Raw genomic sequence first — 26,705 nt, forward strand, 5'->3', positions numbered from 1 at the left:
CAAAGTTATTGTTCTGAAATCGATAACATCATTTACAATGTGAAACAAGTTAAATATTAACAAATGGAATTGATTAATTGGAGGGAATGGAATGCAAATATTGACGAAGATATCAGGTAAAAGCAAGGATTATCTCCCTTTGCTGGATATGATCAATCAAGGTGTTCAAGTAAAGTCTGATTCAGTTGAAAAGCACCTAGCAAATGAAAAGCTGGTGACGTTCCTTGAGCAAGATGTAGAGCGCGCAGGCTTGGAAAAAATTCTCTTCCATTATAAACAAAATAAGGAAAAAAAGATACCGTTCCTGCCGGTTGATAAACTGATTTCAGAGGATGAAATCGATGATATTATGCAGGTGTTGAAAGAAGTACTTAGCTCTGGCCGTTTTACTTCAGGGCCTTATATTCCTGAGTTTGAAAAGCAGCTCGCTGAGTACTTAGGGAAAAAATATGTCATTGCGACATCAAGTGGAACAGATGCCTTGATGATCAGCCTCATATCAGCAGGCGTCCATCCAGGAGATGAGGTCATTTTGCCAGCGAATAGTTTTGCTGCAACAGAAAATGCAGTGCTTGCGATTGGCGCTGTTCCAGTCTATGCAGATATTGATCCAGATACTTATTGCTTAGCGCCAAGTGAAATTGAAAAGCATATCACAGATCAAACGGTATGCATTCTTCCAGTTCATTTATATGGAAAGCAAGCAGATATGAAGGCCATTTCGGCGATTGCGAAAAAGCATGGATTGAAAATGATTGAGGATGGCTGTCAGGCGATTGGAAGCAGCGGTCTTGGGGCACATGGAGATGGACTTGTTCTCAGTTTTAATCCTTACAAAAACCTTGGTGTCTGCGGTAAGGCAGGGGCCATTGCTACAAATGATGAAGCCTTAGCGGAAAAATGCATGGAGATCAGTTATCACGGCTTTGAAGCAGGAAAGAAAAATGTCAAACGCAGTGACTACGGCTTTAATTCTAAAATTGATAATTTGCAGGCAGCGATCGGACTCGAACGCATGAAGTATTTAGGTTTGCAAAACTTTAAACGCTTTTACTTAGCAAAGCGATATATTGATCAGCTTCAAACGCTTGAGGAAGAAGGATACTTGAAGCTTCCGAAGTTGACGGATGATCATGTCTGGCATCTGTTCCCGATCAGAGTGCTAAAGGGAGAACAGGATGAGCTGGCAGCGAAATTGCTGGAAATGGGCATAGAGACAGATGTTTACTATCCAATCCTATCGCATCAGCATCAAACAAATCTTGTTTCTCAGAAGTATAAACAAACGACACTTCCACACACGGAAAAAGCAGCACAGCAGTTACTTCACTTGCCGCTGTATCCAGGTATGCCGCTGCAAGATCAGGAGAAGGTCATCGAGGGGGTTCATCATGTTATCAAGTCTTCCATTCAATAAAAAGCTGCTCAATCAGCCGAAGAACCCGCAGTGGATTGTCTTCTGTGATTTTGATGAAACCTATTATTCTCACGGAATGACAGAGGAGCAGAGAGAAGATATCAAGCGGCTTGAAGCCTTTGTAGCAGAAAAGAGCGAAGCAGGGCAGCTTATGCTGGGCTGGGTGACGGGAAGCAGCCTCGATTCTGTTACGAGCAAAATGGAAAAAGGCGGTTTTCATCAATTCCCGCATTTCATTGCATCGAACTTAGGGACTGAGATTGTGTATACGTCGGATGCTCGTTTTGGACAGCCAGACACGGAGTGGATGAAGCGGCTGGATGCGCAGGGCTTTTCTGATGAAAAGATTGAAGACATCCTGGAAGTCATACGCGAAAAGGGCATTCATCTCAGACCGCAAACGCAACTGGGCAGCTCAGGATATAAGAAGAATTTCTACTATCAGGAGCAAGATGAACGGACAGACCTTCACCATCTTTCATTCATCCAAACGCTTGCCAAGGAGCGCGGGGTGGCGGTCAACATCAATAAATGCAACCCGCTTGCAGGAGACCCTGCGGATTGCTATGATGTCGATTTTTTACCAGTCGGAACAGGGAAGGATGAAATTGTCCGCTTTATGCTGAACCAATATCATCTATCGAAAGATCAAGGGTTTGCCTTTGGTGATAGTGGGAACGATTTGCGGATGCTACAATCCGTCACGCATGGTTACCTCGTCCAAAATGCGACGGCCGAAGCGAAGCGGCACCATCATCAGATTTGTCATCATGGGTATGCAAAAGGAATCTATGAAACACTGAAAACAGTGATGTATAAACATGAGGAGGCACATTCATGAAGAAAATTGGAATTGTTGGAGCAGGGAATATTGCAAAAGCACATGCAAGAGCATTATCAACGATCAAAGGTGCAGAATTAGCAGGTGTCTATGATTTGCACGAGTCAGTGGCACAAGGATTCATTAAACAGTATGGCGGCCGTGTGTATTCATGTATTGATACGCTGGCAGATGCATCTGATGGGTTGATCATTGCTTCCCCTAACTTTTGTCACAAGGACCATGCCCTTCAGGCACTAAGAGCAGGACAGCCGATTTTATGCGAAAAGCCGATGGCTGTATCTCTGAAGGAAGCGAAGGAAATGGTGGAGACAGCTAAACAGTTCCAGGTTCAAGCCAGTATGGGCTTTAATTATCGTTACTTATCCTTTGTGAATATTTTAAAGAACTTGATTGCCAATGGTGAATTAGGCCGCATTTTGACCGTCAGAACTCATTTTAAGAAGAATAGTGCTCTCAGAAGGAAGACATTTTCATGGCGAGACAGCAGCGAGAGTCTGCGTACAAGCGGAGCTTTAGGAGATCTTGGCATTCATTTAATTGATATGCTGTGGTATTTATTTGGCAGTGACATGAAGAAAGATGCGCTTAACACCAAGATGCTAACACATGTAAAGGAAAAAGAAGACAAAAAGGTACAGGTGGATGATCATACTGAAATTTTTGGTCAGATGGAGAATCAAGTGTTCTTCCATTTGGTCACATCCAAAAGCACGCAGCCTGAGGAATGCGGATTTAGTGTAGAAGTCGTTGGTCATGACAAGGTATTCAAATACCATACGAACATGAAAAACGAATATGAGATCAGTGATGGATTGTGTGTGGAGCGTCATCAAATGCCGCAAACCCTGCTGACAGATCCGCCAAATGAATTTTACGGATGGTCTGATACGTTCCGCGATCAGCTGATGCATTGGGTGAATACAGATCGATATCCATCTCATATGAAAGTCGCTGATTTTGAAGATGGGTATCGCGCACAGGCTGCGCTTAATACATGCTTCGAGAGGGAAGAGGCTGTCGAGTCTGCACGGGCATATTAAAGAGGAGGAGCGGAGGATGTCATAACTCCGCTCCTTTTTAGAGGAAGTGAAAAGATGAAAAAAGTATTTTATTTTGGTTGTGTGTTTTATTTTTTTATTGGGACCATTCATGTGTTTTTTGGCAGCTTAACTCCTTATTTACTGTCAAGTTACGATAAGGGTCCTGGGGAATTATCTTCTTTAATCTTTTTTCAGTTTATTGGTTTTTTGACCGGTGTTCTATTATCCCCCATTCTTGTGAGGAAAAAAGGCTATGGTGCTGTTCTGACCATGGGTCTTTTGCTGATGATCGGGTCACTTCTCCTTGGGCTTTTGGTGCCGGGCTGGACAACACTTGTACTGGCAGGCTTTTTTCTTGGGAGTGGTGCAGGCAGTCTTGAGACAACAGCTGGAGCGTATGTGATTTCGATGGCAAACAGTGCAAAGCGAATCAGCATCATGGAGGTCTTCTTTGGGTTAGGAGCGCTGATATTTCCACTTGTGATTCTGCTGACTGTCACTGAGCAGACGTGGCACTTTGTGTTTTTATTTCAGGTCGGTGCACTGACTTTTTTCCTTATGCTCTGGATTGCCTTTATGAACAAATTGCCTCGTGGGCAGATGGCACCTCCCTCCAAAGTGATGAAAAAGCCGTCCTTACTTGTTGATCGAAACAATCGAATGATTGTGGTGCTCATGATCTGTTTTGCTTTTTTCTATGCAGGAATTGAAACGAACTTTGCGAACTTTTTGCCGTCGATCATGCTGGAAAAAGGGGGAGATCATTGGGGCCTCTTTGCAGTCTCTACCTTTTGGACAGCCATCGTCATTGGCAGAACGATCATTGCGAGAAAAGCTGATCAGCTGCATCCGCTTCGTTTTTTAAAGCTAAGCGCAGCACTCATGATTTTATTGCTCGTTATCTTTGCTCTGACAACCCACATCGCTGCGCAGCTGATTCTCATTTTCTTCATCGGTCTGTGCGCAGCTGGTATGTTCCCAATCGCACTGACTGCATCTGCATTAATGATTGAAAATGCCATTGATGAGGCGACAAGTTACTTTATTGCAGCCGCAAGTTTAGGCGGAGCCTGCTTGTCCTTCTTGATTGGATTTAGTCTTGAATGGGCAGGAGCAGCAAGTGCTGTCTTTGTTTTCGCCTTCTTAGCGGTTCTTCTGTTTGCAGCTGCGACTCAAATGAATCGAGTGAAGAAAAAAGAAACCGTCCTGCCGCAGCAATCGGCGCTGAAAGCCGATCGGTAAGCAATACATAGGCTCCCTTTGAGTCCACCTGAAAAGATGACAAAGGACTTGTACTAAAACACAGAATGTTTGAATAATATGTACAAGTCAGCATCAAAAGGAGGACGTCTATGTGGCGGTGTTTTTTGGTTATATTTTTTTAGGGTTGTCACTTTCAGCGCCTGTTGGGCCAGTCAATGCAGCCCAGATTGACAGAGGGATTAAAAGTGGGTTTTGGCACGCGTGGATTTTTGGTGTGGGGGCTATGGCTGCGGATATTGTCTATATGCTCCTCATCTATTTTGGTGTCGCCCAGCTTTTAACCGCACCTCTTGTGAAAACCTTTTTGTGGCTGTTCGGCTTTTTCGTTCTGACCTATACCGGCATTGAAAGCCTGCGTAAAATCAATTTACAGGAGAGCCCCAAAAAGGACGGGGGAAACACGTCCGTCGGGAATTCATTCATGACGGGGTTTTTCATTTCTCTATCCAACCCGCTTAGCATTTTATTTTGGCTTGGTATCTACGGCAGTATTTTGGCCAATACGATTGAAAAGTATGGGGCATCCCAAATGCTGATGTACAGTATCGCTATTTTTATTGGCATGCTGATCTGGGATTTCAGTATGGCACTGCTTGCTAGTTCGTTTCGGCGTTATTTAAGTGAACGTGTCTTACATGGCTTATCCGTTCTTGCAGGTCTCTCTTTACTTGGCTTCGGTGCCTATTTTGGGTATCAAGGTATCATGGCGTTGATTGGTTCATAAGAGTGAACAAACAGACTGAACATTCAGTCTGTTTGTTTGATTTTGGTGCTATAAATATACTGATTTTTTAGGTAAAATTAGTTCTTTTTTCATTTGAATGGATAATTTAGGGATGTTAGGGTTGGGATATAATTAATTGAAAGGAAGATTTGTTTATGTTTAAGAAAGTAAGTATTTTGTTAGTGGTAGTATTGATATTTTCTACAATTCTTCCATCGGTTAAATGCTATGGCAACAGCTAAGGAATCTGAATTAAAAGATCACGATTTTGATCCTAATAACTTTTTATTAATTGAATCAGAAAAAAATAAAACAGTGTTTAATGTTATTGAAGACGATAATGAAATCTATGAATATGAAGTTATTACTAAAAATCCAGATAAAGAAAATGAAAAAATTCAGGTTAATAAGTATTCAATTAAAAATAGTAAAAGAAATGATTTAATCGAATCGACAGAAGAGTTAGTAAATAGTAAACCAAGTCTATCTACAAGAGCATCATGTAAAGGGAAAAATGGAACTCAAATAAGTTGGGCAGGAACTAGAGCGACTCTATATTTAGATTCATGTACTACTAAAAAAATAGTAAATATAATAGAGGGTGGTTATGGATCAACTGGAGCTATAGCCAGTATAGCTGGTGCTCTTAAGGCTGCTGGAAAATTTGCGAAGTTTGTTCCTTATATTGGTGCTATTTCTGGTATATTATTTTTTGCAGGTTCAGCTATAAAACTTATTTCTGGAAATGGGAAGTATGGCATAGGTTATCATATGGTGAGAAATCCATTAACAGGTGACATCTATCATGCTAACGGAATTCCATGGAGGCAGTAATATGAGGATATGGGGAGTTGAATTTTACATTGTACAGATTTTTACTAATATTAGCCACGTTCATATTTATATTTAATTTGTTTATATTTCCTACATTTTTCAATATTGAACCAAGTTCTATCGGTACTTTTGTTGGCTTGGCGCTATTAATTATTATTATAGGGAAACTTATAAACAAAATATCATGAAGTTTTGTTAACACAGTTCAGAATTTAAGAATGAGAACATTAAATAAAAAGCAGGCAAACTGAAGCCTGCTTCTTTTTTTTGATCAAAAACTAAGTCGTTTCAGGACAGTCACCACACCCTTTTCCACCTCATAGGCTATGGTGAAGACGCTAAAACGAGGTGGAAGACAATGGTCCAGCTGTATGCAAAAAGTTGCCTTGATCAAAATCTACGATCACTTGAAGAATGGAAGCGAGATGCTTTTACGCTATTTGGAGAGATGGTAGGAGATGAGGCAGATACATTCCCTTGTGTACCCGGAAGACAGGGGTTTTTTCTCGATCATTTACGTTATGGGTTTGTTGGTGACCCGCGCGGAGAAGAGGCAGTGGATGAGTTAGCGGAGCTTTTAAGGGAATACCAAAGCTGTTCTAGGGAAACCGGTCAATACGCTTCATTCATTTGCTTTTTTGAAACGCCACAGGATTTAAAGGAGCATTCGATTGAAGAATTTGAGGAACAGTTCTGGTCTTTGGTTCAGCGATTACATCAGAAGGATGAAACGAAATGGCCTGAGGAGATTCCGGCAGATCCTGACCATCACGAATGGGAGTTTTGTTTTCATGGGGAGCCGTATTTTATTTTGTGTGCGACGCCTGCACATCGGCTGAGAAAAAGCCGACATTTCCCTTATCTCATGCTGGCCTTCCAACCAAGGTGGGTGTTTGAAAAGATGAACGGATCGACGACATTTGGGCAAAAAATGAGTAAACTCGTTCGGAAGCGACTGAAGGCGTATGATCAAGTAGATGTACATCCAGCATTAAAATGGTACGGTGACCAGAAAAATTTAGAATGGAAGCAATATTTCCTCTCAGACGAAGAGGCGGAGAAACCAGCCTCCGCCAAATGTCCATTTACTGCATTAAAAAACATGATGAAATTATGATGCGGTTTGATCCTGTTGCTTCCACTTTTTCCTCATAAATAGCACCATGATGGCAATCACTGCAATGATCCCAAGGCTGATAAAAAAGCCAGGTCGTCCGCTTGCCTCTGTTAATGTGCCTGAAACGGCGGCTCCGATTAAGAGCAGCGCAAGAATCATTTCGCACGTTTGGCGAGTGGATGGCTTTGATAGTTTTTTACTTGAGAACAGAATGAATATCCATGTGTACAGAAGGGTAAGACCCGCTGCTGTTGTGAGATGCTCGTAGATGTGTTTGGACAAAAAGAGTGCCAGCAAAATCGAGACAATTAATCCAGCAGCAGTTAAGATAATGGAAGACCATCTGACATGAGATGGGTCTTTTTGTTTAAAACAAGCAGGTGCATCTTGATGCTCCGACATTGTGCCAAGTAGCGTCGTGACTGCATAAAGAGAGGCAACCAAAGTCGAAAATCCGGCAATAATAAAAATGCCATTAAAGATATGCAAAAAGATCGATAAATGAAATGGCTCTAATGATGTAATAAATGGACTGCTGTTCTCGTTAAAGGCTGTTACTGGGACAAGCAAGAGAGCCAGTCCAATTGAGACGATGTAGATCAACGCTAGAATGATCAGCATGACGCGTCCAGATTTTGCTGCATCCTTTGGATCCTTTAGATGAACCGCCATCAGCCCCATGACTTCAATTCCCCCAAATGCATAAAACGCATAAATCAATCCATTCCAAAGGCCAAGTGTACCGAGCGGCATCCATTCGTGATCTTTGTTTGGGAGGTGGAGGGTTGGTTTATGATCTGTCAGAATGCCAAATAACACAAGCACTGCAAGAATCATAAACAGAAAAATTGCCGCTGTCTTCAGTACCGCAAGGACATTTTCTGTCTTTTGAAAAGAAGAAAGCCCTATGATAATGACGAGCAGGGCAAGAGCAGAATAAATCGCAGAAAACACCCAGAGCGGTACAGATGGAAACCAGTGACGGGTAAAGAGAGAAATCGCTGTTAACTGACTTCCCGTAATCAGCATTTCTGCAAACCAATATACCCAGCCATTGCTAAACCCTGCCCATCGTCCATATGCTTTACGAGCATAGGAACAAAATGACCCTTTATCAGGGTTATCAGCTGTCATCGCAGCCAAATGTTTAAAGACGAGATAGGTTCCAACTGCAGCAAGCAAAAAAGAAATACAGACGGAAAAACCGGACTTTGTAATGGCAATACTGGAACCAAGGAAGAAACCAGTGCCAATTGTACAGCCGACTCCGATGAGAGAAAGCTGCCACCAAGATAAAGTTTGTTCTTCTTTCAATGCATGTGCAACACCTTTCGATTTCAATGACATTAGCTTGTGACCGCGGCTTTTTTTTATACATGATCAAGGGCACGTTTTGGGCATACTGTCAATGAAAGGAGTGCATATGTTGAACGGAGAATACGTGATTTTACCAAAGGGTGGACACGGCTTTCGCTTAGGAAAAGGCCAATGTATGCGAGTGGTTGATGTTGAAGGCCAGCAAGTAGCAGATGTCATGGCCTATCATGAAAAGGATTTTTATGAAAAATTTGACCAAGGTGCGACAATGGACAGCCTATTCTCGTCCAAAGTGAAAAAAGGCGACAAGCTCTATTCTAATTTATACAAACCGATGTTTACGGTCATTGAAGATACAGTGGAATGCCATGATTTATACATGCCCGCCTGCCGGCAAGAAATGTATCAGCTGTTATACGGACGGACGCATTTAGAGGTCTTGCATACATGCTATGATAATCTATGGACTGCCTTTGAGCCATTTGGGATTCCGAAGGAGGATATGTACTATCCTTTTAATGCTTTTATGAATACTGTCATTGATGAAAAAGGAAAGCTATCTGTGGAATTGCCAAAATCGCTTCCCGGTGATTACATTCGCCTTCGAGCCGAAATGGATCTGATTGTCGCCGTATCAGCATGCCCTGCTGATATTGGAAAGTGTAATGGTGCAAGCTGTACATCCATACGAGTAGAAATTGATTGAAAAGAAAGGGGCCAGTCCATAAAGATGTGGTCTTTTTCTCTTGTGAATGTTTGATCATGAATGAAATAGGGGAACGTCTAACAAAATGTTCTTGATAAAAACATGGTATAATGAAAATTCAAAAAACGTTGTCAAACCAATGATTGAGAGTAAAACCTGTTCTCTTCATGTAGAGGATGCTTAGGAGGAAAAGTGTATGAGTTTGCAGAAAAAGATCAGCCAAGAGTTGCATGTGCAGCCCTCAATTGACCCGAAGCAGGAGATCGAAAAACGGGTTGGATTTCTAAAGGATTACTTGAAAAAAACCGGTGCAAAAGGATTTGTTCTCGGCATTAGCGGCGGACAGGATTCAACGCTCGCTGGCCGTCTTGCACAGCTTGCTGCAAGTGAGCTGCGTCAAGAAGGAAAAGAAGATGCGGTCTTTATTGCGGTGCGTCTCCCGCATGGTGTGCAGCAAGATGAAGATGATGCACAGCTGGCTTTATCATTTATTCAGCCAGACAAGTCGTGGAAATATGATATTGCGCCTGCCGTGACGGCATTTAGTGAACAATATCAAAAGGAAACAGGCGGCCCATTGTCTGACTTTAATAAAGGGAATGTCAAAGCTCGTATGAGAATGATCGCGCAGTATGCTGTCGGAGGAGAAGAAGGATTGCTTGTCATCGGTACAGATCATGCAGCAGAAGCAGTAACAGGCTTCTTCACGAAGTATGGTGATGGCGGTGCAGATGTTCTTCCGCTTACAGGTTTGACGAAACGACAAGGCCGGACGCTGCTAGAAGCGCTGCAAGCACCTGAGCGTCTATACTTAAAGAAACCGACAGCCGACCTGTTGGATGACAAACCTCACCAAACGGATGAAACAGAACTAGGCATTACGTACAATGAAATTGACGATTACTTAGAAGGAAAATCAGTATCAAATCAAGCAGCAGAAGCAATTGAAAAGCGCTATGTTCAATCAGAGCATAAACGCCAAGTACCAGCTTCCATGTTTGATGACTGGTGGAAATAAGAAAATGTAAGAGACCTCTCCTTTAATGGAGAGGTTTTTTCATTTCACATGACATTGACATGATAAATAGAACATGTTTCATTAAATATTAGTAGAACGATATACTTAATTCTGATTTACTAAATATAGAGAGGTTTACTCGATATGTTAGTAAAATAATTAGTTCGATTCACTTAATTTATCATCAAATAACTGTATTTTCAGAAAAAGGATTGACGACAAAAACGAATGCGCTTACAATGAAATCACATTCCAAAAAGTGAAATTAGGTTCCACTGGACGGAATAAATGGATTTTCATCTCCAAAAATAAGCTAAAGGAATGAGTCACACAATGAAAAATCGCAGTGCATTGGAAATATACAAAGAAGGGGGCGCTTGGTGGGAGACAAAGATTAGTGATATTCAGAAAAACTCAATTGAGCTACGAGGGTATCCAATTGAGGAGCTCATTGGTGAATTGTCATATCCACAGATGCTTTATTTATTGCTTGTCGGAGAATTGCTGGATGATTCCAAAGCTTCCCTTTTTGAGAGTGTTCTTGTCGCAGGTGCAGACCATGGACCAAGAGCACCATCTATTGCTGCAGCAAGAATGGCCGTTACCTGTGGCATTTCATTTAATTCCTCTGTAGCAACAGGAATGAACCTACTAGGTGATATTCACGGCGGTGCCGGCGAAAAGGCGATGTGTATGCTGTACGATGCTAAATCAATTTACGATGAAAATAAAGATGTAAAATATGCGGCAAAGCAAGTGTGTCAGGATTGGTTAGCCCGTAAAGCCAAGATACCAGGTATCGGCCATCAGCTGCATGATGATGATCCGCGGGTGAGACGTTTATATGAATTGAGTCAGTCATATGTCGAGCACGGTCATATTAGTGGTATTTACTTGCGGTTAGCGGAGGCCATCAGGCACGAACTTGAAAACCGAAAAGGGAAAAAAATAACGATGAACATAGATGGCGTATCAGCTGCGATTCAATGTGAATTAAACATCCCGGCTGAAGCGGCAAAAGGCATCTTTTCCTTATCAAGAGGAATGGGTATTGTGGCGCACGCATACGAGGAGCTAACAAAGGGAGCCCTCGTAAAAGGACCTTGTCCAAATGAAGACAAACTGGTTCGTTACGTTGGGCATGGAACGCGTCATTTGAGGGAGGGTGAGACAATTTGAGTGAATTGAAAGCGTTACCATATGTGGGTGGGGATTGGCTTGATGCAAACCGTGAAAAAGAGGATATCATCAATCCGTACTCTGGACAGACAATCGGCACAACTTATTTAGCATCAACAGACGATATAGAACACGCACTAACTGTTGCACAGCAAATCAAAAAACAACTAGTGGATATGTCTGCGTTAGAGCGTTCGACTCTTTTGAAAAAAGCAGCTGCATTGCTAGAAAATCAAAAAGAATATTTTGCGAAACTCGTTTCTTTAGAATTAGGAAAGCCGCTTAAAAACACACGAGATGAAGTCTCACGATCTATTGAAACGTTAGTGCAATCAGCGGAAGAAGCCAATCGATTAATAGGGGAGACCATCCCTGGTCATGTATCATCTCGCGGACAAGGAGCAATGGCGATGACATTTAAAGTGCCAGTTGGTGTGGTGTTAGCCATTACTCCTTTTAATGCACCACTCAACCTCATTTGTCACAAAATTGGTCCTGCTTTTGCAGCAGGGAATGCCATTATATTAAAACCTGCTCCGCAAACATCAGCGGTTGCAACAGAATTTGTCAAACTGCTGCTTGAAGCAGGATTTCCTGAAAAAAGCGTACAGCTCATTATCGGTGGAGTAGATGCAGGAAGACAATTAGTGACAGATGAAAGAACAAATCTTGTTTCTTTTACCGGAGGCGCAGTCGGCGGGGAACATATTTCGAATTCCGCTGGATTGAAAAAGGTCCTACTAGAGCTTGGTGGAAATGGAGCTACTATTGTCCATTATGATGCGGATATTGAAAAAGCTGCCTCCCTTTGTGCGAAAACGGGTTTCAGTAATTCAGGTCAAAGCTGTATTTCTGTTCAACGAATTTATGTCCACAAGGAAATACTGGAAACATTTACTGAGGCACTAAAAGCAAAAGTGGATCAGCTCATCGTTGGAGATCCACTGTCCAGTGAAAGCGATATCGGCTGTATGGTTGATGAACAGGCAGCAAAACGTGTAGAAGATTGGATACAAGAAGCAGAGAAAATGGGCGCTAGCATCATTTCTGGAGGACAAAGAAATGGAGCAAGCGTTAGACCAACCATTTTGCTAAACCCACCGAAACAGGCCAAGGTCGTGTGTGAGGAAGTATTTGGTCCGGTTGTCAGCATCCTTCCTTATGAAGATTTGAATAAAGCGATCAAAGAAGCAAATGATAGTCGCTACGGTTTGCAAGCCGGGATCTTTACGAGCCAGCTGGATGTGGCGTTACAAGCGGCGAAAGAGCTTGAAACTGGAGGTGTGATCATCAATGGGACATCGAATTTCAGATTGGATCATTGGCCATATGGCGGTATTAAGCGAAGTGGTATCGGAAGAGAAGGTCCACGATTCGCCATTGAAGAGATGACGGAAACCAAAATGGTCGTCCTTCCAGAAGGTATATAAGGGGGAAGCTAATATGGATGGAAATCCATTTCAGCACAAGCTGAAAGTCGTGCAGAACGGTGGTCGACCGCTGGTTTGTACTCCATTAATCGGGCAAACAAAGGAAGAGCTGATTCATGAACTAGAGGTGTTAGCAAAGAAGAAACCAGATGTGATTGAGTGGCGAGCTGACTTTTTTACGAACCTCCATGATAAGGAACAAGTAATAGAGACCCTTCATTGGCTGAAAGACAAGGCGAACGGAATTCCAATTTTGTTTACCATTCGTTCTGAAAAGGAAGGAGGCGAAACAATATCGCTTTCAATAGAAGAAAAAGTAACGCTGCTTGAAACGCTATGTGCCACTCAGCTTGTGGAGGCCATTGATTATGAATTGATGCATGATGTGACATATATGCAGAAAGTCAGGCAAGCGGCTAAAGAGAATGGGGTAATCTTGATTGTCTCTTATCATGATTTTGACAGTACGCCTGAAGTCGCTCGTCTTGTGCAAATATTCGCGAATGCGGAATCGGTTGGTGCTGACATTGCAAAGATAGCTGTGATGCCCCATTCATATGAGGATGCATTAAAGCTGCTTTTTGCAACCAGTCATGCCAAAAATCAATTGAAGGTGCCTCTCATCTCAATGGCGATGGGTGAGTATGGAGCTTTTACAAGAATGATTGGCGGACTTTTTGGATCAGTGATGACCTTTGCTGTGGGAAAAGAAAGCTCAGCCCCTGGTCAAGTCGCCATACAAGATTTGAATACCGTTTTATCTGTTGTCTTTTCAAAGAATGAGTGAGTAGTAGAGTCATAGCTGCACCAAGAGAGGAGAGAAATATGAAAAAGAATATATCATCACAGGTCATTCAGTATTTAGAAAGTCGGGGAATCGAGCATATTTTTGGCCTCTGTGGTCATACGAATATTGCTTTTCTATCAGCGCTTGAAAAAAGCAGTATCAAATTTGTGAATGTGAGACATGAACAGATTGCTGCACACGCGGCAGATGGATATGCAAGAGCGAAGAAACAGACATCTGTTGTTCTCAGTCATTTAGGACCGGGACTGACAAATGCGGCAACAGGAGTAGCGAATGCAGCACTTGATTCCATTCCCATGGTTGTTATTGCAGGAGATGTCCCAAGTCATTACTACGGAAAGCACCCACACCAAGAAATTAATCTTCATTCCGATGCTTCTCAATATGAAATTTATCGACCGTTTGTGAAAAGAGCATGGCGTGTCGACATTCCAGAGTTATTCCCAGAGATTTTGTCAAAAGCATTTCAGTTAGCCGAAAGTGGCCGTCCTGGACCAGTACTCATTTCAGTTCCGATGGATGTGTTCTCAAAAGATTTAGATGTATCCCTATTTAAACAGATTGAACATCATACACAAACAATAGAAAAACCATCTATTGATGATCATACGGCAAAACGTATCATGGACCGATTACTGAAGGCTGAAAAACCACTTTTATATGTAGGAGGGGGCATTTTACTAGCCGATGCCGCAGAGGAATTAAAGGCATTCTCTGAGCATCTCAGTATCCCTGTTGCTCATTCCTTAATGGGGAAAGGAGCGATGCCGGACGATCACTCAATGACTCTTGGAATGACTGGATTCTGGGGCACAAAGTTCATCAACGATCAGTGTAAAGAGGCAGATTACATTGTCGCCTTAGGAACACGTTTTGCTGAAGCGGATGCAAGTTCTTGGGAATCGGATTATACGTTCAACTTCTCAAAAACCAAGCTGATCCATATTGACATTGACCCGAATGAAATTGGACGGAACTATCCAGTAGAAATTGGAGCTGTAGCTGATCTAAAGCAGGCGTTAACCGTGCTGAACCGTGTGGCGAGAGAGAGACTGCCAGAAGGTCAGGATCGACCTGAATTGAAAAAAGACATTGCTGCATATCGTGAGGAATTTCAAAAGAGTAATTTGACGAATATTCAAGATGAATCCTTCCCAATGAAGCCGCAGCGCATTTTACAGGAAGCGCGAGAAGTATTGCCTACAGATGCCTTTATAACAACAGATGTTGGCTGGAATAAAAATGGCGTAGGCCAGCAATTCCCTGTGTTTACGCCAGGTACAATTTTAACACCAGGTGGTTTTGCGACGATGGGATTCGGAGCGCCCGCAGCACTTGGGGTCAAAATCGCCCAGCCTGATCGTGTCGTTGTGTCACTTGTTGGAGATGGTGGTTTTGGTCAAAATCCATCTGTGCTGGCAACAGCTGTGGAGGAGAACATTCCGGTTGTGTGGATTGTGATGAACAACAGTGCGTTTGGGACAATTGCTGGCTTACAAATGGCACATTATGAAACGACTTATGGCACTGTCTTTAGAAAAGATGGTGAAAGTTACTCACCGGATTTCGCTGCTATTGCTAGAGGTTATGGAATGAAAGGGGTAAAAATTACCCGTGCTGATGAATTCAAAGAGGCATTAGCGGAAGCAATTTCATCTCAAGAGCCATGTGTGATCGATGTGGCGATGAAAAATGATCCTGTGCCTACTGATGGTCATTGGAATATCAATGATATTTATTCACCAAATACAAAACGCTCACATGTCAGTGTGAATTAAGGAATAGGGAGGAATTATCAATGAAAATTAAAGTATTGAATCCGTTTCAAGATGGGTATCCATTATGGTTAGGTTTAGATCATCCAGAAGAGCAAATGATTCGAAAAGTGTTTCAAACCATTACACCAGATACCGTTGGTTCGGAGCATATGATGGCAGGTCTCACGATTTTTGAGCCGGGAGAAGCAAGTTCTGTTCACAACCACCCAGGTTCAGAGGAATTCGATTATGTGGTTAAGGGATCTGGCGAGGTCGTTTGTGATGGAGAAAGACAGTCCTTTAAACAAAATGACTTTATGTTTATTCCAGATGGTGTCTCTCATCAGCATGTGAATACAGGGGATGAACCTTTATGGCTTATTTGGCTGTATACACCACAAGGACAGCTGCCAAAGGATTAAGAATAAACATATCTTTTGTGCCAAAAGCTCAATTCATGGAGTTTGAGGTATTGATGAAAGAAGACAAAGGGCTAAAATGGGAATCCTTTTAGCCCTTTATCACATGTATGAAAGGAAGTCTCACATGAATAAGAATACACCGCTTGAAGGAATAAAAATATTAGACGTTTCTACAATGATTGCTGCCCCCTATGGCGCGGTTCTTTTAGGGGACTTTGGTGCAGAGGTCATCAAAGTTGAAATCCCTGGGAAAGGGGATACGCTTCGGCATGTTGGTCCTTTTGCGGATGGTGAACCGCTAAGGTGGTCAGGGCTTTCAAGGAACAAAAAGTCCCTCACACTTGATCTTCACAAAGAAGAAGCGAAAGAAATTTTTAAAAAGCTTGCAGAACAGGTTGATTTAATTATTGAAAATTTTCGTCCAGGAACACTTGAAAAATGGGACGTTGGGTACGATGTGTTAAAGAAAATCAACCCTCGTTTAATTATGATTCGTGTATCGGGCTATGGGCAGACTGGTCCGTTTAAGGACAAAGCGGGGTTTGGAACCCCTGCGACGGCATTTAGTGGTTTTACGTATCTTCAAGGGTTTCCAGATCGTCATCCAGTCAGTCCGTCCTTTTCACTGACAGATTATATTGCGGGTATCTATGTAGCATTTGCCGCTGTGACAGCCATGTATTATCGGGACAACCATCCAGAAGGGACCGGGCAAATGGTGGATCTAGCACTCTATGAGTCTGTATTTCGTATGCTAGAGTTTTTGGTTGCAGAATATGACAAGCTTGGCAAGGTACGCGAACGTTCACCAGGGCTAAGTGGTCATTCGAGTCCTGCTGGAACTTACGAAACAAAGGATGGACATTATCTTGTCCTTGTCACTAGTACAGATTCGACCTTTAATCGACTGGCAGAGGCGATGAATCGATTAGATTTACTAGAAAACGAAAAATTCTCAGTGAATGCAGCAAGGCTCAAGCATAACGACGAAATGGATGCCATCGTCTCTCAGTGGATTGCATCCAAATCAAGAGATAAGGTATTGAATATTTTAGATAATCATGGCGTACCTGTGAGTCCAATCTTGAGCATTCGGGATATTTTTGAACATCCGCAATTCAAAGAACGAGAAAATATCGTCGAAGTACATCATCCTCGACTTGGAAAAGTGAAAGTGCCTGGCATCATTCCGAAGTTTGAAAAAACACCGGGAAGCATCCGCCATATTGCGCCTGATTTAGGTGAACATAATTATGAGATTTTAACGAACATGCTTGGCTTAACAGAAGAAGAGTGTAAACAGTTAGAAGAAAAAGGGGTTATTTAAGGACGCTCAACCGATTCGCACAGTGCGGAAACAAAGGAGGATGGTTATGAAAGTGCATTCAGATCTGAAGGGGAACGAACTGCAGCCTGCTTATATAAAACCAACAAAAGCTCGTTTTGGTATATTAATTCTGTTGTTTTTTATTACAGCCATTAATTATATTGATAGAGCCAGTGTGTCCATTGTGGCACCAGCAATTCAATCTTCCCTGCAATTAAATCCTGCATTATTGGGCTTGATCTTTTCTGCGTTTAGCTGGACATATACAGCGATGCAAATACCAGGTGGCTTTATTCTTGATAAATTCGGATCAAAGGTTACATATGGTATTTCACTCATTACTTGGTCTGTTTTCACAGGTTTACAGGCGTTTGCAAACAGTTTTGCCTTTTTATTCGGCTGCCGTTTGTTTATTGGAATTACAGAATCTCCAGCATTCCCTGCTAATAACCGTATTGTGACAACGTGGTTCCCTAGAAGAGAGCGGGCTTTTGCTACTGGCGTTTACACTGCTGGAGAATATGTTGGCCTAGCTTTTGCCACTCCGCTTCTTTTTTGGATCATGACCACTTTCGATTGGAGAACCGTATTTGTCACTGCTGGTGCGCTCGGTATTATATTTGCTTTTTTCTGGTATAAGTATTATCACGAACCGAAAGAACATCCGAAAGTCAATGAAGATGAGCTAGAGTTGATTCGCCAAGGAGAAGGGCTGACAGTAGCCACGCAGGAGAAACTGAAATGGTCTGACTTTGCCGTCCTTTTAAAATATCGTAAATTGATTGGATTGTATATTGGCCAATTTTCTGTGGCGTCCACACTCTTTTTCTTTCTAACGTGGTTTCCTACCTACTTAGCTGAAGCGAAAAATATGGCATTTTTAAAGGTGGGGTTTGCCGCTTCTCTTCCATATATTGCGGCATTCTGTGGTGTACTGTTTGGCGGTTATGTGTCCGATTGGCTGCTTAAAAAGGGTGTATCTGTCAATGTGGCTAGGAAACTGCCTGTCGTTGTTGGTTTGCTTTTGACAAGCACGATTGTGTTGGCGAATTTTACGACAAGTATTCCGCTTGTATTAACCATTTTGTCCATCGCTTCCTTCGCACAAGGGCTGTCAAATATCTCATGGACCATGTTGTCTGAGGTAGCACCAAGAGAGATGGTTGGGCTTGCCGGCGGTGTATTTAACTTTTTTGCCAATTTGTCAGGCATCATCACACCGCTCATTATCGGATTGATCGTATCCGTGACTGGCTCATATAACGGAGGTATTTTATTTGTCAGCCTTGTGGCATTAGGAGGGGCGTTATCCTACATATTTATTGTAGGTAAGATAGAACGTATCCAATTAAAAGCATAGAATAAAAGATAGCTCATCTCGAAATCTCGAAGATGAGCTTTTTTGTTATGCATAAAAGATAAAGGTGATGACTATTGCGGATAGAATTCCTATACTAATATAAAAGCTGGCAAACCATATATTCCAGCGGGTGATACGATAAGGATTAACCTTTATCAAATCTGCCAATAATGAAACGGAAACATTAAATGGACTAAACATTACCGTTGATGTTCCTGCCGTAATGAACATAATGGCGATAGGAAGCGCAGGAAGCTCATGAATGACAGGTGTTAACATGCTGACTAACAGAGCAAGCGAAACGAGTGGATGAAAACCGCAAAGAGCGGTGATTAGAAAATACAACCCAATGACGCAATAAACCCAGACTGTATGGTCTGATATACTAACAATAAATGCTTGAATCGGCTGCATACTGTTTGTGACAAGTAGCATATCAACAAAGAAACCAGCACTTAAAAATAGACACATATAATTGGAGAGTTGACGGGTTCGTTCCTTCCAATGAGGAATAGAGACGGCGACATATTGTTTTCGTTTTTTGATAACGGACGAAAATAATAGAGCAAATGGAATAATCGTTAGCACAACAGCAAATAAATACCCTTTCCCAATCCAGGCATCGACTAGCGAGACGACTGTGATAAAACTTAGTAGCATGAAAGCGAGCTGGAGGGTTTTTCGCTTGATTCTCTTAGGATTGGTATGGGTCTCTGCTGACTGAATGATGTTTGGAAATTGCTTGCTTTGACGAGAAAACAGCATCCAATCTGTCATCAAAATAATCAGCATTAAACAAAAGGTCACGGGTGCAATTTGATAATATTTCAGCTTGGTTGCATCAATAGTGACACTCACCAGCACTTCAACAGGACTCCAGCTTAGGCATAGCGCATATGACCTTAAAAGGTTGCGCGTATAAAGGTGCTGTTTGACTCGTTCTTTAAGAGAGTCCAGCGAGGGTTTCAAGGATGTGTAGAGTAAGGGAATGGTTGCGATATTTAAAAACATGCCAAGAATATGAGTGACAAATGAGCTCTTGCGATAAAGCTGATTTGTACTCGTTGTATGTAAGGTAAGTAGTTTATTCAATTGTGTGTCGAAATGTCCAACATGTATGAGAGAATGAATAAAAGGCAGCATGAAAAACAGAGAAAGCAAGCCTAGCATGGAATGAAAATGAAGAAAAAACGTATGCAAAGGCTGGTCAGATAATAAAAACAACAGCAAGCCAATGAAGAGAAAAATAGCACCAGTTTTCAAATAAAGCCCATTGGCCCTCTTAAAAGAAATGGTGAGCGAAGCAGCGGCCAGCAGACCAACTAAATAGGAGAGTATGGGAGCAGGGAATAGTTGATTAACGATGAATACGCTAATAAGAAGCGTAAAAATGATTAGATACATCAAGATATCTCCTCCATCAAAAAGCGTCTACTGCTTTTATTCCGTCTAATGGAATTTGTTTTCTTTTAATGGAACATTTAAAATGGATTATAGCAAAGTTGGTAGTTGATGTCGATAAGAAATCAAAGGGGAAAAGGAGAAAGTAAACATGGCTGATAAGAAGTCAAAAGAAGAGTCAGGACTGCGTACCGTTCAACGGGCTTTGGATATTCTATCTTGTTTTAGCGAAGAACGGCAAGAGTTGACGCTAACGGACATTTCAAAAGAGATGAATTTAGCAATGTCCACGACGACGAGACTGCTCAAGGCACTTGAAATGAATCATTTTGTAGAAAAGAACCAAGAGACAATGAAGTACCGGCTCGGTCAAAGACTTTATCTTCTCGGTTATATTGCTGGGAAGTCCATCAAATTGAGGGAACTGGCAAAACCGCTCATGTACACACTTCGTGATGAAACAAAGGAAACCGTCAACCTGTATGTGCTCGATCACAAAAGCAGGGTATGTATTGAACAAGCCGAAGGGCTGCAATCTATTCGGCATCTTGTGAAAATCGGTGAGAAGCTGCCGTTATACGCTGGTGCTGGTGGAAAGGTGCTGCTTGCTTTCCAAAGCGAAGAGTTTCAACAGCAAGTTTTCGCGTCTGAGGCTGATCACATGACGATGGAGGAGTGGCGAAAAGAATGTCGTTATATTCTTGAAACGCATACCGCTTGCAGTATTGATGAACGGGAAGTCGGATCGGCGGCAGTGGCGGCACCGATCTTTAACATTCATGGGGAGGTGCAGGCATGTTTATCCATATCTGGACCGACCCAACGATTTACTGAAGATGTCATCCCTCAGCTGCAGCAAAAAGTGAAAGAGCATGCCGAGAAGCTCTCCGAACAGCTCGGTTACGTCGTCAAAGACAATTTTTAAGAATGCCTATCTTTTCTCAGTCCATTTATCATATAATAGAAACATTATGTAGCATTCCTTGTCGTAAGGAGGACGTGTCACGAACATGAAAAACAATAGAGAGATTCCTGTGAGACAGCGAAATATTGTCCTCATTGGCTTTATGGGCGTTGGGAAAACAACCATTGGGCAGCTGGTTGCCAAAAAGTTATATAGAGATTTTATTGATGTTGATCAGGAGATTGAGAAAAAGTACAACATGACGATTCCAGAAATGTTTCAGCAAAAAGGAGAAGCGTTCTTCAGGCAGGCTGAAAAAGACTATATCGTCGATTTATGTGAACATACTCAGCTAAAGATCGTGTCTCTTGGAGGCGGTGCGTTTAAACAGGAAGAAATCAAACGATCTTGCTTAAAGCATTGTACGGTTCTTTTCCTTGACCTATCTTGGGAGAATTGGAAGCAGCGGCTGGATATTTTAATTGAAAACCGTCCTGTTCTTCATAACCGCACGCTTGACGAGATGAAAGAGCTGTTTGAAGAGCGCCGGGAAATTTATTCCCTTCATAACTCAAGAGTGGAAACAGATCATCTAGAAGCTGAAGAAGTCGCCAATTATATTGTCGACACACTCAAGCTTGGCTGGGATCTATATTCGAAATAAAAAAGTCTATCCTAAGGGGGTAGACTTTTTCTATTAGATCAGGTCAAAAAAATGACAGTCTAAGTTGGATGATCGATAAAAAAAGAAGAAAAGATGTTTTTTCCCTCGTAATTATATCAAAATGTATGCATCCTTTATGTCGTGTGTCTAGACGTTTGAAAAAAGTGGTGATCAGACTACAACTAGTTCAAAATGATGAGGTTTTTTGATTGATGTGGGAAACGAAATATATCTCGCATTTTCTTTTTTTGAAAAAATAAAATAGTATCTAAATTCTAATAATAGTTTTTTGAATTATTATAATTTTTAAAAATATTGTTGACACCTTCGGTTATATCATTCTATGATTATTAACGTAAACGCTTACCGTAAACGTTTACTAAAACAAATGGGGAGGAATTTGTTGATGAAAAATAAAGAAAAATGGAGCGGTGTATTCCCGGCTGTCTTAATTCCTTTTAAAGATGACTATTCAATTGATGAACCTGCTTTTCGTAAGCTTGTCCGTTGGGTGGCAGATCACAAAGGAATTAACGGGATCGTTGTCAATGGACATACTGGCGAGATTATGACTTTGCTGCCACATGAACGAGCTGAGGCTGTGCGCATTGCAGCTGACGAATTAAAAGGGGAAGTACCTGTCATTTCTGGGGTTTCTGCTGAAGGAACAATTGAAGCAATCCAGCATGCAAAAGCCGTTGAAGAAGCTGGTGGAGAAGGTATACTTCTCATGCCGCCACATTCATGGCTAAGATTCGGTATGCAACCTGAGTCACCTGTCCAATTCTTTAAAGATGTTGCAGAAGCAATTGATATTTCAATCATCGTTCATCAATATCCAACATGGACAAAAACCTCATATACAACCAATCAATTACTAGAAATGTCGGAAATTGAGAACGTTGTTTCGTTTAAAATTGGTCAAAGAGACATGGCACAATACGAGGTCGATGTACGTGCATTGAAAAAACATGCGCCAGATGTATCGTTACTCACATGTCACGATGAATATTTATTGCCAACATTGGTTCAAGGAATTGATGGAGCACTTGTAGGTTTCGGCTGTTTCGTGCCAGATTTGATCGCTGAACTTGTGAAATGTGTGGAAGAAAAAGACCTTGTAGCGGCCAATAAAGTTTACGATAGAATCTTTGAATTAAAGCATGCTGTGTATAAAATGGATGAACCTTCATCTACTTCTCATCTGCGCATGAAAGAAGCGATGTATCAGCGAGGTTTGATCAGCAGTTCGCTTGCTAGGAAACCAGTATTACCTCTAACTACTGAGGAAAAAGAAGAGATTCGTCAGGGCCTTCAAAGTGTTGGGTTGCTCAAGGAAAACGTCAGTAAATAACAGACCATTGATTTCATGATGAAGGTGAGTCGGGTTATAATAGTGTATAAAACAACAGACTCCCGGAGGTATGAAATGTGTCAGTAAGTATTAAAGATGTCGCATTGAAAGCTGGAGTGTCTATCGCCTCTGTTTCCCGAGTATTAAGTGGTAAACCAGGAGTAGGTGCTCAAACGGCTGAAAGAATCAAACAAGTGATTGATGAGTTAGGCTATCGTCCTAATTTAGGAGCTAGAGGGCTCGTTAAAAGAAAGACTGGGAATATAGCTGTCGTGGTTCCACGTGGTTCATATATTTTGAATAATCCATTTTTTTCGACGATTTTAGATGGTATAGCGAAAGAGTTAGATGAAACTGAATTCAATATGTTGATGTCATTTACATCTATACAGCAGCAACGATTACTTGAAACACAAGCTGTAGATGGTGCCATTTTATTTTCTCCCAGAAATGAAGAATTGAGCATGGATTGGTTAAAAAGTTTAGCTATTCCCATTATTGTTGTTGGAAGTTATTTAGAGGAATCTCCTTTCCCATGTGTCAGACCAGATGATGAAGAAGGTGTGTGTCAATCAGTAACGGCCTTATTTGATAAAGGTCATCGAACCATTGGGCTGGTCAATGGTCCAATGAGTTCGATGCATAGTGTCAGGTATTACAAGGGGTATGAACGCACACTTAAAAATTTAGGGTTAACAATGAACAAAGAACTTGTGTTTGAGTTAGATGAATTTGATGGGGGAAAAGTAGTAGAAGTGGTTTCTCAATTTCTCCAAGGAAACCAGCACATGACTGGAGTTGTTTGCTCTTCAGATTTTTTGGCGATGGGGGTCATGAAAGCGGCAGAAAATGCAAATGTGTCTATACCTCATGACTTGTCAGTCGTTGGTGCGGATGATGTGCCCATTGCAAGTTTTCTAACCCCTTCTTTATCCTCAGTTCATGTTGATTTAGTTGGGATGGGGAGAAAAGCTGTTTCTTTACTAACACAGGTATTAGAAGGAGAACAGTTAGAGGCAATGGAACATATCTTCCCTATGTACTATATAGATCGGGGCACCACGGGAGCGCCAAAAAAGAAATGATAGATGCTGAAAACTCGTATGAACGCTTTAGAATGTCTCATGATTTAAAATGTAAGCGATTTCTTTAGCGCTCTTCAGCATGTACTTTTGCATCATTTCCTCTAATAAGGAGGAGATATCATGACGTTAGAAGTCAGCGGAAATTCAAATTCTCATGATGGACAAGTTGTTGATAGAGCTTCACAACTATTGACGAGAATGGAAAGTGTGCCTTTTTCTAGATGGCATTTAAAACCTCGTATCATTATGGGATCTGCCACCTTTTTTGATGCTTTTGATGCTCTGTCTTTAGCGTTTGTACTCCCCGTTCTCATCGGCATGTGGAGTTTATCACCTGCTCAAATTGGTCTTCTTATTGGGTCTGGTTATATAGGACAAGCGATTGGTGCCATTTTCTTTGGATGGTTAGCAGAAAGGCGTGGTCGTGTTTTTAGTGCAAAGTGGACTGTACTCCTCATGTCCGTCATGAGTATTGCATGTGTGTTTTCAGGCAATTTTATGGCACTGTTTATTTTTCGTTTTATACAAGGTATTGGGGTAGGAGGAGAGGTGCCGGTAGCAGCCTCATATATCAATGAGCTGTCCCGGGCGCAAGGGAGAGGTAGATTTTTTATGCTTTATGAGATGATTTTTCCTTTAGGATTAATGATTTCAGCTCAAATCGGTGCATTTGTTGTGCCTAGCTTTGGGTGGAAGTGGATGTTTTTGATTGGAGGCATTGGAGGTTTAATCGTCTTTGTATTCTTTTTTATGTTACGTGAATCCCCAAGGTGGCTTATTTCAAAAGGCCGGTTAGATGAAGCCGAAAGAATTATTGAAGAAATTGAAGCTAGTACTGACCAACGAATGCCTGTAGCGAATCAAGTATCTAGCAGTACTGAAAAAGGTGACTGGAAAGAGCTTTTTTCAACTTTTTATCGTAAAAGAACATTGATCGTATGGGGACTATGGTTTTCTGCCTACTTTGTATCGAATGGATTAAATAACTGGTTACCGAGTCTATATAATACTGTTTACAATTTGCCAGTTGGAGATTCATTAAGGGCAGCCTCTTTAACAAATATTTTACAGACCATAGGGGTATTCGCTTGTGCATTTTTAATTGATAAAGTAGGAAGAAAGCGCTGGGCAACCATTGCATTTATCGTAACAGGTGCTTTATTAACTGCTTTATGGATCAGCGGAGCGAGTTCTCCAGAAAGTGTGATCTATTTAGGGTCTGCTGCTTACGGAATGATGGGGACAATTACAGTTCTTCTCTATTTATATACACCTGAAATTTATCCAACACGTATGAGGGTGATTGGAACGGCATTCGCTACAGCGTGGCTTAGGTTGGCCTCAGCGATTGCTCCTATTATGATAGGCTTTATTTTAGAGGTGAGCGGTGTTTCAACTATTTTTATTCTTTTCGCAAGTGTGACTGTAGTGGGAGCAATTCTTGCTTTTAAAATGATCGAAACGCGCGAGAAAGTATTAGAGGATATTGCACCGTAAGTGATGCATACTGAAGAACTTATTCCAAAGAGGGTAGGTTCTTTTTTCTATACAGAGGATCTATGTACAATTTTTCAGATTGCCTATCTTTGGGCGCGCCATGTATCATATAATAGATACATTATGTGCATTCCTTGTCGTAAGGAGGACGTGTCAAACAACCATTGGGCAGCTTGTTGCCAAAAAAGCTATATTTTATTGATGTCGATGAAAGCATTCTTCAGGCAGGCTGAAAAGGATTATATCGTCCATTTATGTGAAAATACATAGCCTAAAGATCGTTTCTCTTGGAGTCGATGCATTCAAACAGGATGAAATCAAACGAGGAAGTCGCCAATACACTCAAGCTTGGCTGGGATTTATATTCGAAATAAAAAGTCTACCGATGCGGGTAGACTTTTTCTATAAATTCAATTCTTAGTTCCTTGAAGGAGTGCAGCTTTTAAACAGAAGGAAATGGGCTGATGCTGTGCATCGAATTGAAGTTGAAACAGCTGCTTTGTATTAGGGTCTGCGGCTTGAAGATGGGAAACTACATCCTTTTGAACATTCTCTGGTGTGCGTCCACGCATCATCCAGTCCTGATAATCAATTTGCAGATCCCAGTACCGAGTCTCTTTTTGAGTCAGTTGGTTAGTAGCGAAGAGCTCTTTCCATTCTGATAACGAACTTTCTCGCACGTGAGAAGGATCTCTAAGTCTATTTAAGTGGTTAATAAATGAATCCTGTGCAGCGTTCTCAGGTGCATAATGATCGACGAGTAGAAATGTGCCTCCTTTTTTTAAGACACGGCTGATTTCAGACATGGCTGCCGGGAGGTTTGGAAAGTGGTGAGCAGCAAACCGGCTCGTCACGATATCAAATGATTCATCAGCGAAGGGCAATGCTTCTGCGGCCGCCCGCTCAAAAGTAATATGTGTCAGTTGGCGTTCTTCCGCAAGTGCTGCTGCAACCTCAATCATTTCTTGTGTGACATCAATGCCGATGCCTTTAGAAATTGTGTCTGAAAAGGAAAAAACGGTATGACCTGCCCCGCAGCCGACATCAAGTAAATGCTCATGACCGTTCGCATTTGCTATCGTTTTCATCCATTCCAGCTCTTCTCCGGCTGAAAATATAGGTGAATCTCGATAATTCTCGGCATTTTGTGAAAATTGATTCTCGGCTTTAGAATATGGATTCATTTCTTTTCCCCCTTTGCTGTCTCTTTATCGTAGAATGCCTTTTGTTATTTGTC

At 41.7% G+C, this 26,705-nt stretch carries 24 protein-coding genes and 1 pseudogene; 22 read left to right on the plus strand and 3 right to left on the minus strand.

The window, feature by feature from the left end; translation table 11 throughout:
- Nucleotides 1–91: 91 nt before the first annotated feature.
- The 7 genes from C5695_RS01710 to C5695_RS01740 all read left to right on the plus strand — a co-directional run bounded on the left by C5695_RS01710 (nucleotide 92) and on the right by C5695_RS01740 (nucleotide 7,239).
- Nucleotides 92–1,417 carry a DegT/DnrJ/EryC1/StrS family aminotransferase gene (locus C5695_RS01710; RefSeq protein WP_117728581.1) on the plus strand — a complete coding sequence of 442 codons (1,326 nt, stop codon included), beginning with the start codon at nucleotides 92–94 and terminating at the stop codon, nucleotides 1,415–1,417.
- A complete protein-coding gene (locus tag C5695_RS01715) occupies nucleotides 1,392–2,258 on the plus strand; it encodes an HAD-IIB family hydrolase (protein WP_117728583.1) in 867 nt (288 codons plus the stop codon). The genes C5695_RS01710 and C5695_RS01715 overlap by 26 nt, the downstream gene beginning before the upstream one ends.
- The gene (locus tag C5695_RS01720) at nucleotides 2,255–3,301 is read left to right on the plus strand and encodes a Gfo/Idh/MocA family protein (protein ID WP_117728585.1); all 1,047 of its coding nucleotides are present in this window, start codon (nucleotides 2,255–2,257) and stop codon (nucleotides 3,299–3,301) included. Before C5695_RS01715 ends, C5695_RS01720 begins: the two co-directional genes overlap by 4 nt.
- 54 nt (nucleotides 3,302–3,355) lie before the next feature.
- On the plus strand, nucleotides 3,356–4,543 hold the full coding sequence (locus C5695_RS01725) for an MFS transporter (protein WP_117728587.1): 1,188 nt from the start codon (nucleotides 3,356–3,358) through the stop codon (nucleotides 4,541–4,543).
- Nucleotides 4,544–4,655: 112 nt separating this feature from the next.
- The gene (locus tag C5695_RS01730; RefSeq protein WP_117728589.1) at nucleotides 4,656–5,288 is read left to right on the plus strand and encodes a LysE family translocator; all 633 of its coding nucleotides are present in this window, start codon (nucleotides 4,656–4,658) and stop codon (nucleotides 5,286–5,288) included.
- A 228-nt stretch (nucleotides 5,289–5,516) separates the two neighbouring features.
- On the plus strand, nucleotides 5,517–6,122 hold the full coding sequence (locus C5695_RS01735; protein ID WP_117728592.1) for a hypothetical protein: 606 nt from the start codon (nucleotides 5,517–5,519) through the stop codon (nucleotides 6,120–6,122).
- 358 nt (nucleotides 6,123–6,480) lie between these two features.
- On the plus strand, nucleotides 6,481–7,239 hold the full coding sequence (locus tag C5695_RS01740; RefSeq protein ID WP_117728594.1) for a YqcI/YcgG family protein: 759 nt from the start codon (nucleotides 6,481–6,483) through the stop codon (nucleotides 7,237–7,239).
- Here the strand turns inward: C5695_RS01740 and C5695_RS01745 are convergent.
- On the minus strand, nucleotides 7,234–8,586 hold the full coding sequence (locus C5695_RS01745) for an amino acid permease (RefSeq protein ID WP_117728596.1): 1,353 nt from the start codon (nucleotides 8,584–8,586) through the stop codon (nucleotides 7,234–7,236). The two genes, C5695_RS01740 and C5695_RS01745, sit on opposite strands and share 6 nt — an antisense overlap.
- 76 nt (nucleotides 8,587–8,662) lie before the next feature.
- Here C5695_RS01745 and C5695_RS01750 point away from each other — a divergent pair, with 76 nt between their 5' ends.
- The 9 genes from C5695_RS01750 (at nucleotide 8,663) to C5695_RS01790 (ending at nucleotide 18,563) form a co-directional block, all read left to right on the plus strand.
- A complete protein-coding gene (locus C5695_RS01750; RefSeq protein WP_395940522.1) occupies nucleotides 8,663–9,262 on the plus strand; it encodes a DUF1989 domain-containing protein in 600 nt (199 codons plus the stop codon).
- Between the two features lie 196 nt (nucleotides 9,263–9,458).
- Nucleotides 9,459–10,280: an ammonia-dependent NAD(+) synthetase gene (nadE, locus tag C5695_RS01755; protein ID WP_117728600.1), complete on the plus strand. Its 822-nt coding sequence runs from the start codon at nucleotides 9,459–9,461 to the stop codon at nucleotides 10,278–10,280.
- Between the two features lie 321 nt (nucleotides 10,281–10,601).
- Complete coding sequence (locus C5695_RS01760; protein ID WP_117728602.1) at nucleotides 10,602–11,459, plus strand: citryl-CoA lyase; 858 nt, start codon at nucleotides 10,602–10,604, stop codon at nucleotides 11,457–11,459.
- On the plus strand, nucleotides 11,456–12,889 hold the full coding sequence (locus C5695_RS01765) for an aldehyde dehydrogenase family protein (protein ID WP_117728604.1): 1,434 nt from the start codon (nucleotides 11,456–11,458) through the stop codon (nucleotides 12,887–12,889). The genes C5695_RS01760 and C5695_RS01765 overlap by 4 nt, the downstream gene beginning before the upstream one ends.
- A 13-nt stretch (nucleotides 12,890–12,902) precedes the next feature.
- Nucleotides 12,903–13,676, plus strand: coding sequence for a type I 3-dehydroquinate dehydratase (gene aroD, locus C5695_RS01770; RefSeq protein ID WP_117728606.1), 774 nt, complete (start codon nucleotides 12,903–12,905; stop codon nucleotides 13,674–13,676).
- 38 nt (nucleotides 13,677–13,714) lie between these two features.
- Nucleotides 13,715–15,475: a thiamine pyrophosphate-binding protein gene (locus C5695_RS01775; protein WP_117728608.1), complete on the plus strand. Its 1,761-nt coding sequence runs from the start codon at nucleotides 13,715–13,717 to the stop codon at nucleotides 15,473–15,475.
- 20 nt (nucleotides 15,476–15,495) lie between these two features.
- Nucleotides 15,496–15,876 carry a cupin domain-containing protein gene (locus tag C5695_RS01780; RefSeq protein WP_117728610.1) on the plus strand — a complete coding sequence of 127 codons (381 nt, stop codon included), beginning with the start codon at nucleotides 15,496–15,498 and terminating at the stop codon, nucleotides 15,874–15,876.
- A 124-nt stretch (nucleotides 15,877–16,000) separates the two neighbouring features.
- Nucleotides 16,001–17,203, plus strand: a complete 1,203-nt coding sequence (locus tag C5695_RS01785) for a CaiB/BaiF CoA transferase family protein (RefSeq protein WP_117728612.1) — start codon at nucleotides 16,001–16,003, stop codon at nucleotides 17,201–17,203.
- A 46-nt stretch (nucleotides 17,204–17,249) separates the two neighbouring features.
- A complete protein-coding gene (locus C5695_RS01790; RefSeq protein WP_117728615.1) occupies nucleotides 17,250–18,563 on the plus strand; it encodes an MFS transporter in 1,314 nt (437 codons plus the stop codon).
- A gap of 45 nt (nucleotides 18,564–18,608) precedes the next feature.
- Here C5695_RS01790 and C5695_RS01795 read toward each other — a convergent pair whose 3' ends face one another.
- A complete protein-coding gene (locus C5695_RS01795; protein WP_233230782.1) occupies nucleotides 18,609–19,967 on the minus strand; it encodes a hypothetical protein in 1,359 nt (452 codons plus the stop codon).
- A gap of 148 nt (nucleotides 19,968–20,115) precedes the next feature.
- On the opposite strand from C5695_RS01795, the gene C5695_RS01800 reads away from it, so the two are divergent.
- The 6 genes and pseudogenes from C5695_RS01800 to C5695_RS01825 all read left to right on the plus strand — a co-directional run.
- On the plus strand, nucleotides 20,116–20,889 hold the full coding sequence (locus C5695_RS01800) for an IclR family transcriptional regulator (protein ID WP_117728620.1): 774 nt from the start codon (nucleotides 20,116–20,118) through the stop codon (nucleotides 20,887–20,889).
- An 85-nt stretch (nucleotides 20,890–20,974) separates the two neighbouring features.
- Nucleotides 20,975–21,532, plus strand: coding sequence for a shikimate kinase (locus C5695_RS01805; RefSeq protein ID WP_007498270.1), 558 nt, complete (start codon nucleotides 20,975–20,977; stop codon nucleotides 21,530–21,532).
- 406 nt (nucleotides 21,533–21,938) lie between these two features.
- Nucleotides 21,939–22,886, plus strand: a complete 948-nt coding sequence (locus tag C5695_RS01810) for a dihydrodipicolinate synthase family protein (RefSeq protein ID WP_117728622.1) — start codon at nucleotides 21,939–21,941, stop codon at nucleotides 22,884–22,886.
- Nucleotides 22,887–22,963: 77 nt separating this feature from the next.
- On the plus strand, nucleotides 22,964–23,971 hold the full coding sequence (locus tag C5695_RS01815) for a LacI family DNA-binding transcriptional regulator (RefSeq protein WP_117728624.1): 1,008 nt from the start codon (nucleotides 22,964–22,966) through the stop codon (nucleotides 23,969–23,971).
- A gap of 120 nt (nucleotides 23,972–24,091) precedes the next feature.
- The gene (locus C5695_RS01820) at nucleotides 24,092–25,468 is read left to right on the plus strand and encodes an MFS transporter (RefSeq protein WP_117728626.1); all 1,377 of its coding nucleotides are present in this window, start codon (nucleotides 24,092–24,094) and stop codon (nucleotides 25,466–25,468) included.
- 210 nt (nucleotides 25,469–25,678) lie between these two features.
- A pseudogene (locus C5695_RS01825) lies at nucleotides 25,679–25,793 on the plus strand (shikimate kinase); the annotation flags it as partial.
- Nucleotides 25,794–25,878: 85 nt separating this feature from the next.
- Here the strand turns inward: C5695_RS01825 and C5695_RS01830 are convergent.
- Nucleotides 25,879–26,652, minus strand: a complete 774-nt coding sequence (locus C5695_RS01830; protein ID WP_117728628.1) for a class I SAM-dependent methyltransferase — start codon at nucleotides 26,650–26,652, stop codon at nucleotides 25,879–25,881.
- Nucleotides 26,653–26,705: the final 53 nt, after the last annotated feature.

This window comes from Bacillus pumilus (assembly GCF_003431975.1).
GTDB lineage: Bacteria > Bacillota > Bacilli > Bacillales > Bacillaceae > Bacillus > Bacillus pumilus_N.

Coding starts and splice junctions, on each gene's coding strand:
- C5695_RS01710 (WP_117728581.1), top strand. CDS start 92: ATGCAAATATTGACGAAGATATCAGGTAAAAGCAAGGATTATCTCCCT.
- C5695_RS01715 (WP_117728583.1), top strand. CDS start 1,392: ATGTTATCAAGTCTTCCATTCAATAAAAAGCTGCTCAATCAGCCGAAG.
- C5695_RS01720 (WP_117728585.1), top strand. CDS start 2,255: ATGAAGAAAATTGGAATTGTTGGAGCAGGGAATATTGCAAAAGCACAT.
- C5695_RS01725 (WP_117728587.1), top strand. CDS start 3,356: ATGAAAAAAGTATTTTATTTTGGTTGTGTGTTTTATTTTTTTATTGGG.
- C5695_RS01735 (WP_117728592.1), top strand. CDS start 5,517: ATGGCAACAGCTAAGGAATCTGAATTAAAAGATCACGATTTTGATCCT.
- C5695_RS01740 (WP_117728594.1), top strand. CDS start 6,481: ATGGTCCAGCTGTATGCAAAAAGTTGCCTTGATCAAAATCTACGATCA.
- C5695_RS01745 (WP_117728596.1), bottom strand. CDS start 8,586: ATGTCATTGAAATCGAAAGGTGTTGCACATGCATTGAAAGAAGAACAA.
- C5695_RS01750 (WP_395940522.1), top strand. CDS start 8,663: ATGTTGAACGGAGAATACGTGATTTTACCAAAGGGTGGACACGGCTTT.
- nadE (WP_117728600.1), top strand. CDS start 9,459: ATGAGTTTGCAGAAAAAGATCAGCCAAGAGTTGCATGTGCAGCCCTCA.
- C5695_RS01760 (WP_117728602.1), top strand. CDS start 10,602: ATGAGTCACACAATGAAAAATCGCAGTGCATTGGAAATATACAAAGAA.
- aroD (WP_117728606.1), top strand. CDS start 12,903: ATGGATGGAAATCCATTTCAGCACAAGCTGAAAGTCGTGCAGAACGGT.
- C5695_RS01775 (WP_117728608.1), top strand. CDS start 13,715: ATGAAAAAGAATATATCATCACAGGTCATTCAGTATTTAGAAAGTCGG.
- C5695_RS01780 (WP_117728610.1), top strand. CDS start 15,496: ATGAAAATTAAAGTATTGAATCCGTTTCAAGATGGGTATCCATTATGG.
- C5695_RS01785 (WP_117728612.1), top strand. CDS start 16,001: ATGAATAAGAATACACCGCTTGAAGGAATAAAAATATTAGACGTTTCT.
- C5695_RS01790 (WP_117728615.1), top strand. CDS start 17,250: ATGAAAGTGCATTCAGATCTGAAGGGGAACGAACTGCAGCCTGCTTAT.
- C5695_RS01795 (WP_233230782.1), bottom strand. CDS start 19,967: ATGTATCTAATCATTTTTACGCTTCTTATTAGCGTATTCATCGTTAAT.
- C5695_RS01800 (WP_117728620.1), top strand. CDS start 20,116: ATGGCTGATAAGAAGTCAAAAGAAGAGTCAGGACTGCGTACCGTTCAA.
- C5695_RS01805 (WP_007498270.1), top strand. CDS start 20,975: ATGAAAAACAATAGAGAGATTCCTGTGAGACAGCGAAATATTGTCCTC.
- C5695_RS01810 (WP_117728622.1), top strand. CDS start 21,939: ATGAAAAATAAAGAAAAATGGAGCGGTGTATTCCCGGCTGTCTTAATT.
- C5695_RS01820 (WP_117728626.1), top strand. CDS start 24,092: ATGACGTTAGAAGTCAGCGGAAATTCAAATTCTCATGATGGACAAGTT.
- C5695_RS01830 (WP_117728628.1), bottom strand. CDS start 26,652: ATGAATCCATATTCTAAAGCCGAGAATCAATTTTCACAAAATGCCGAG.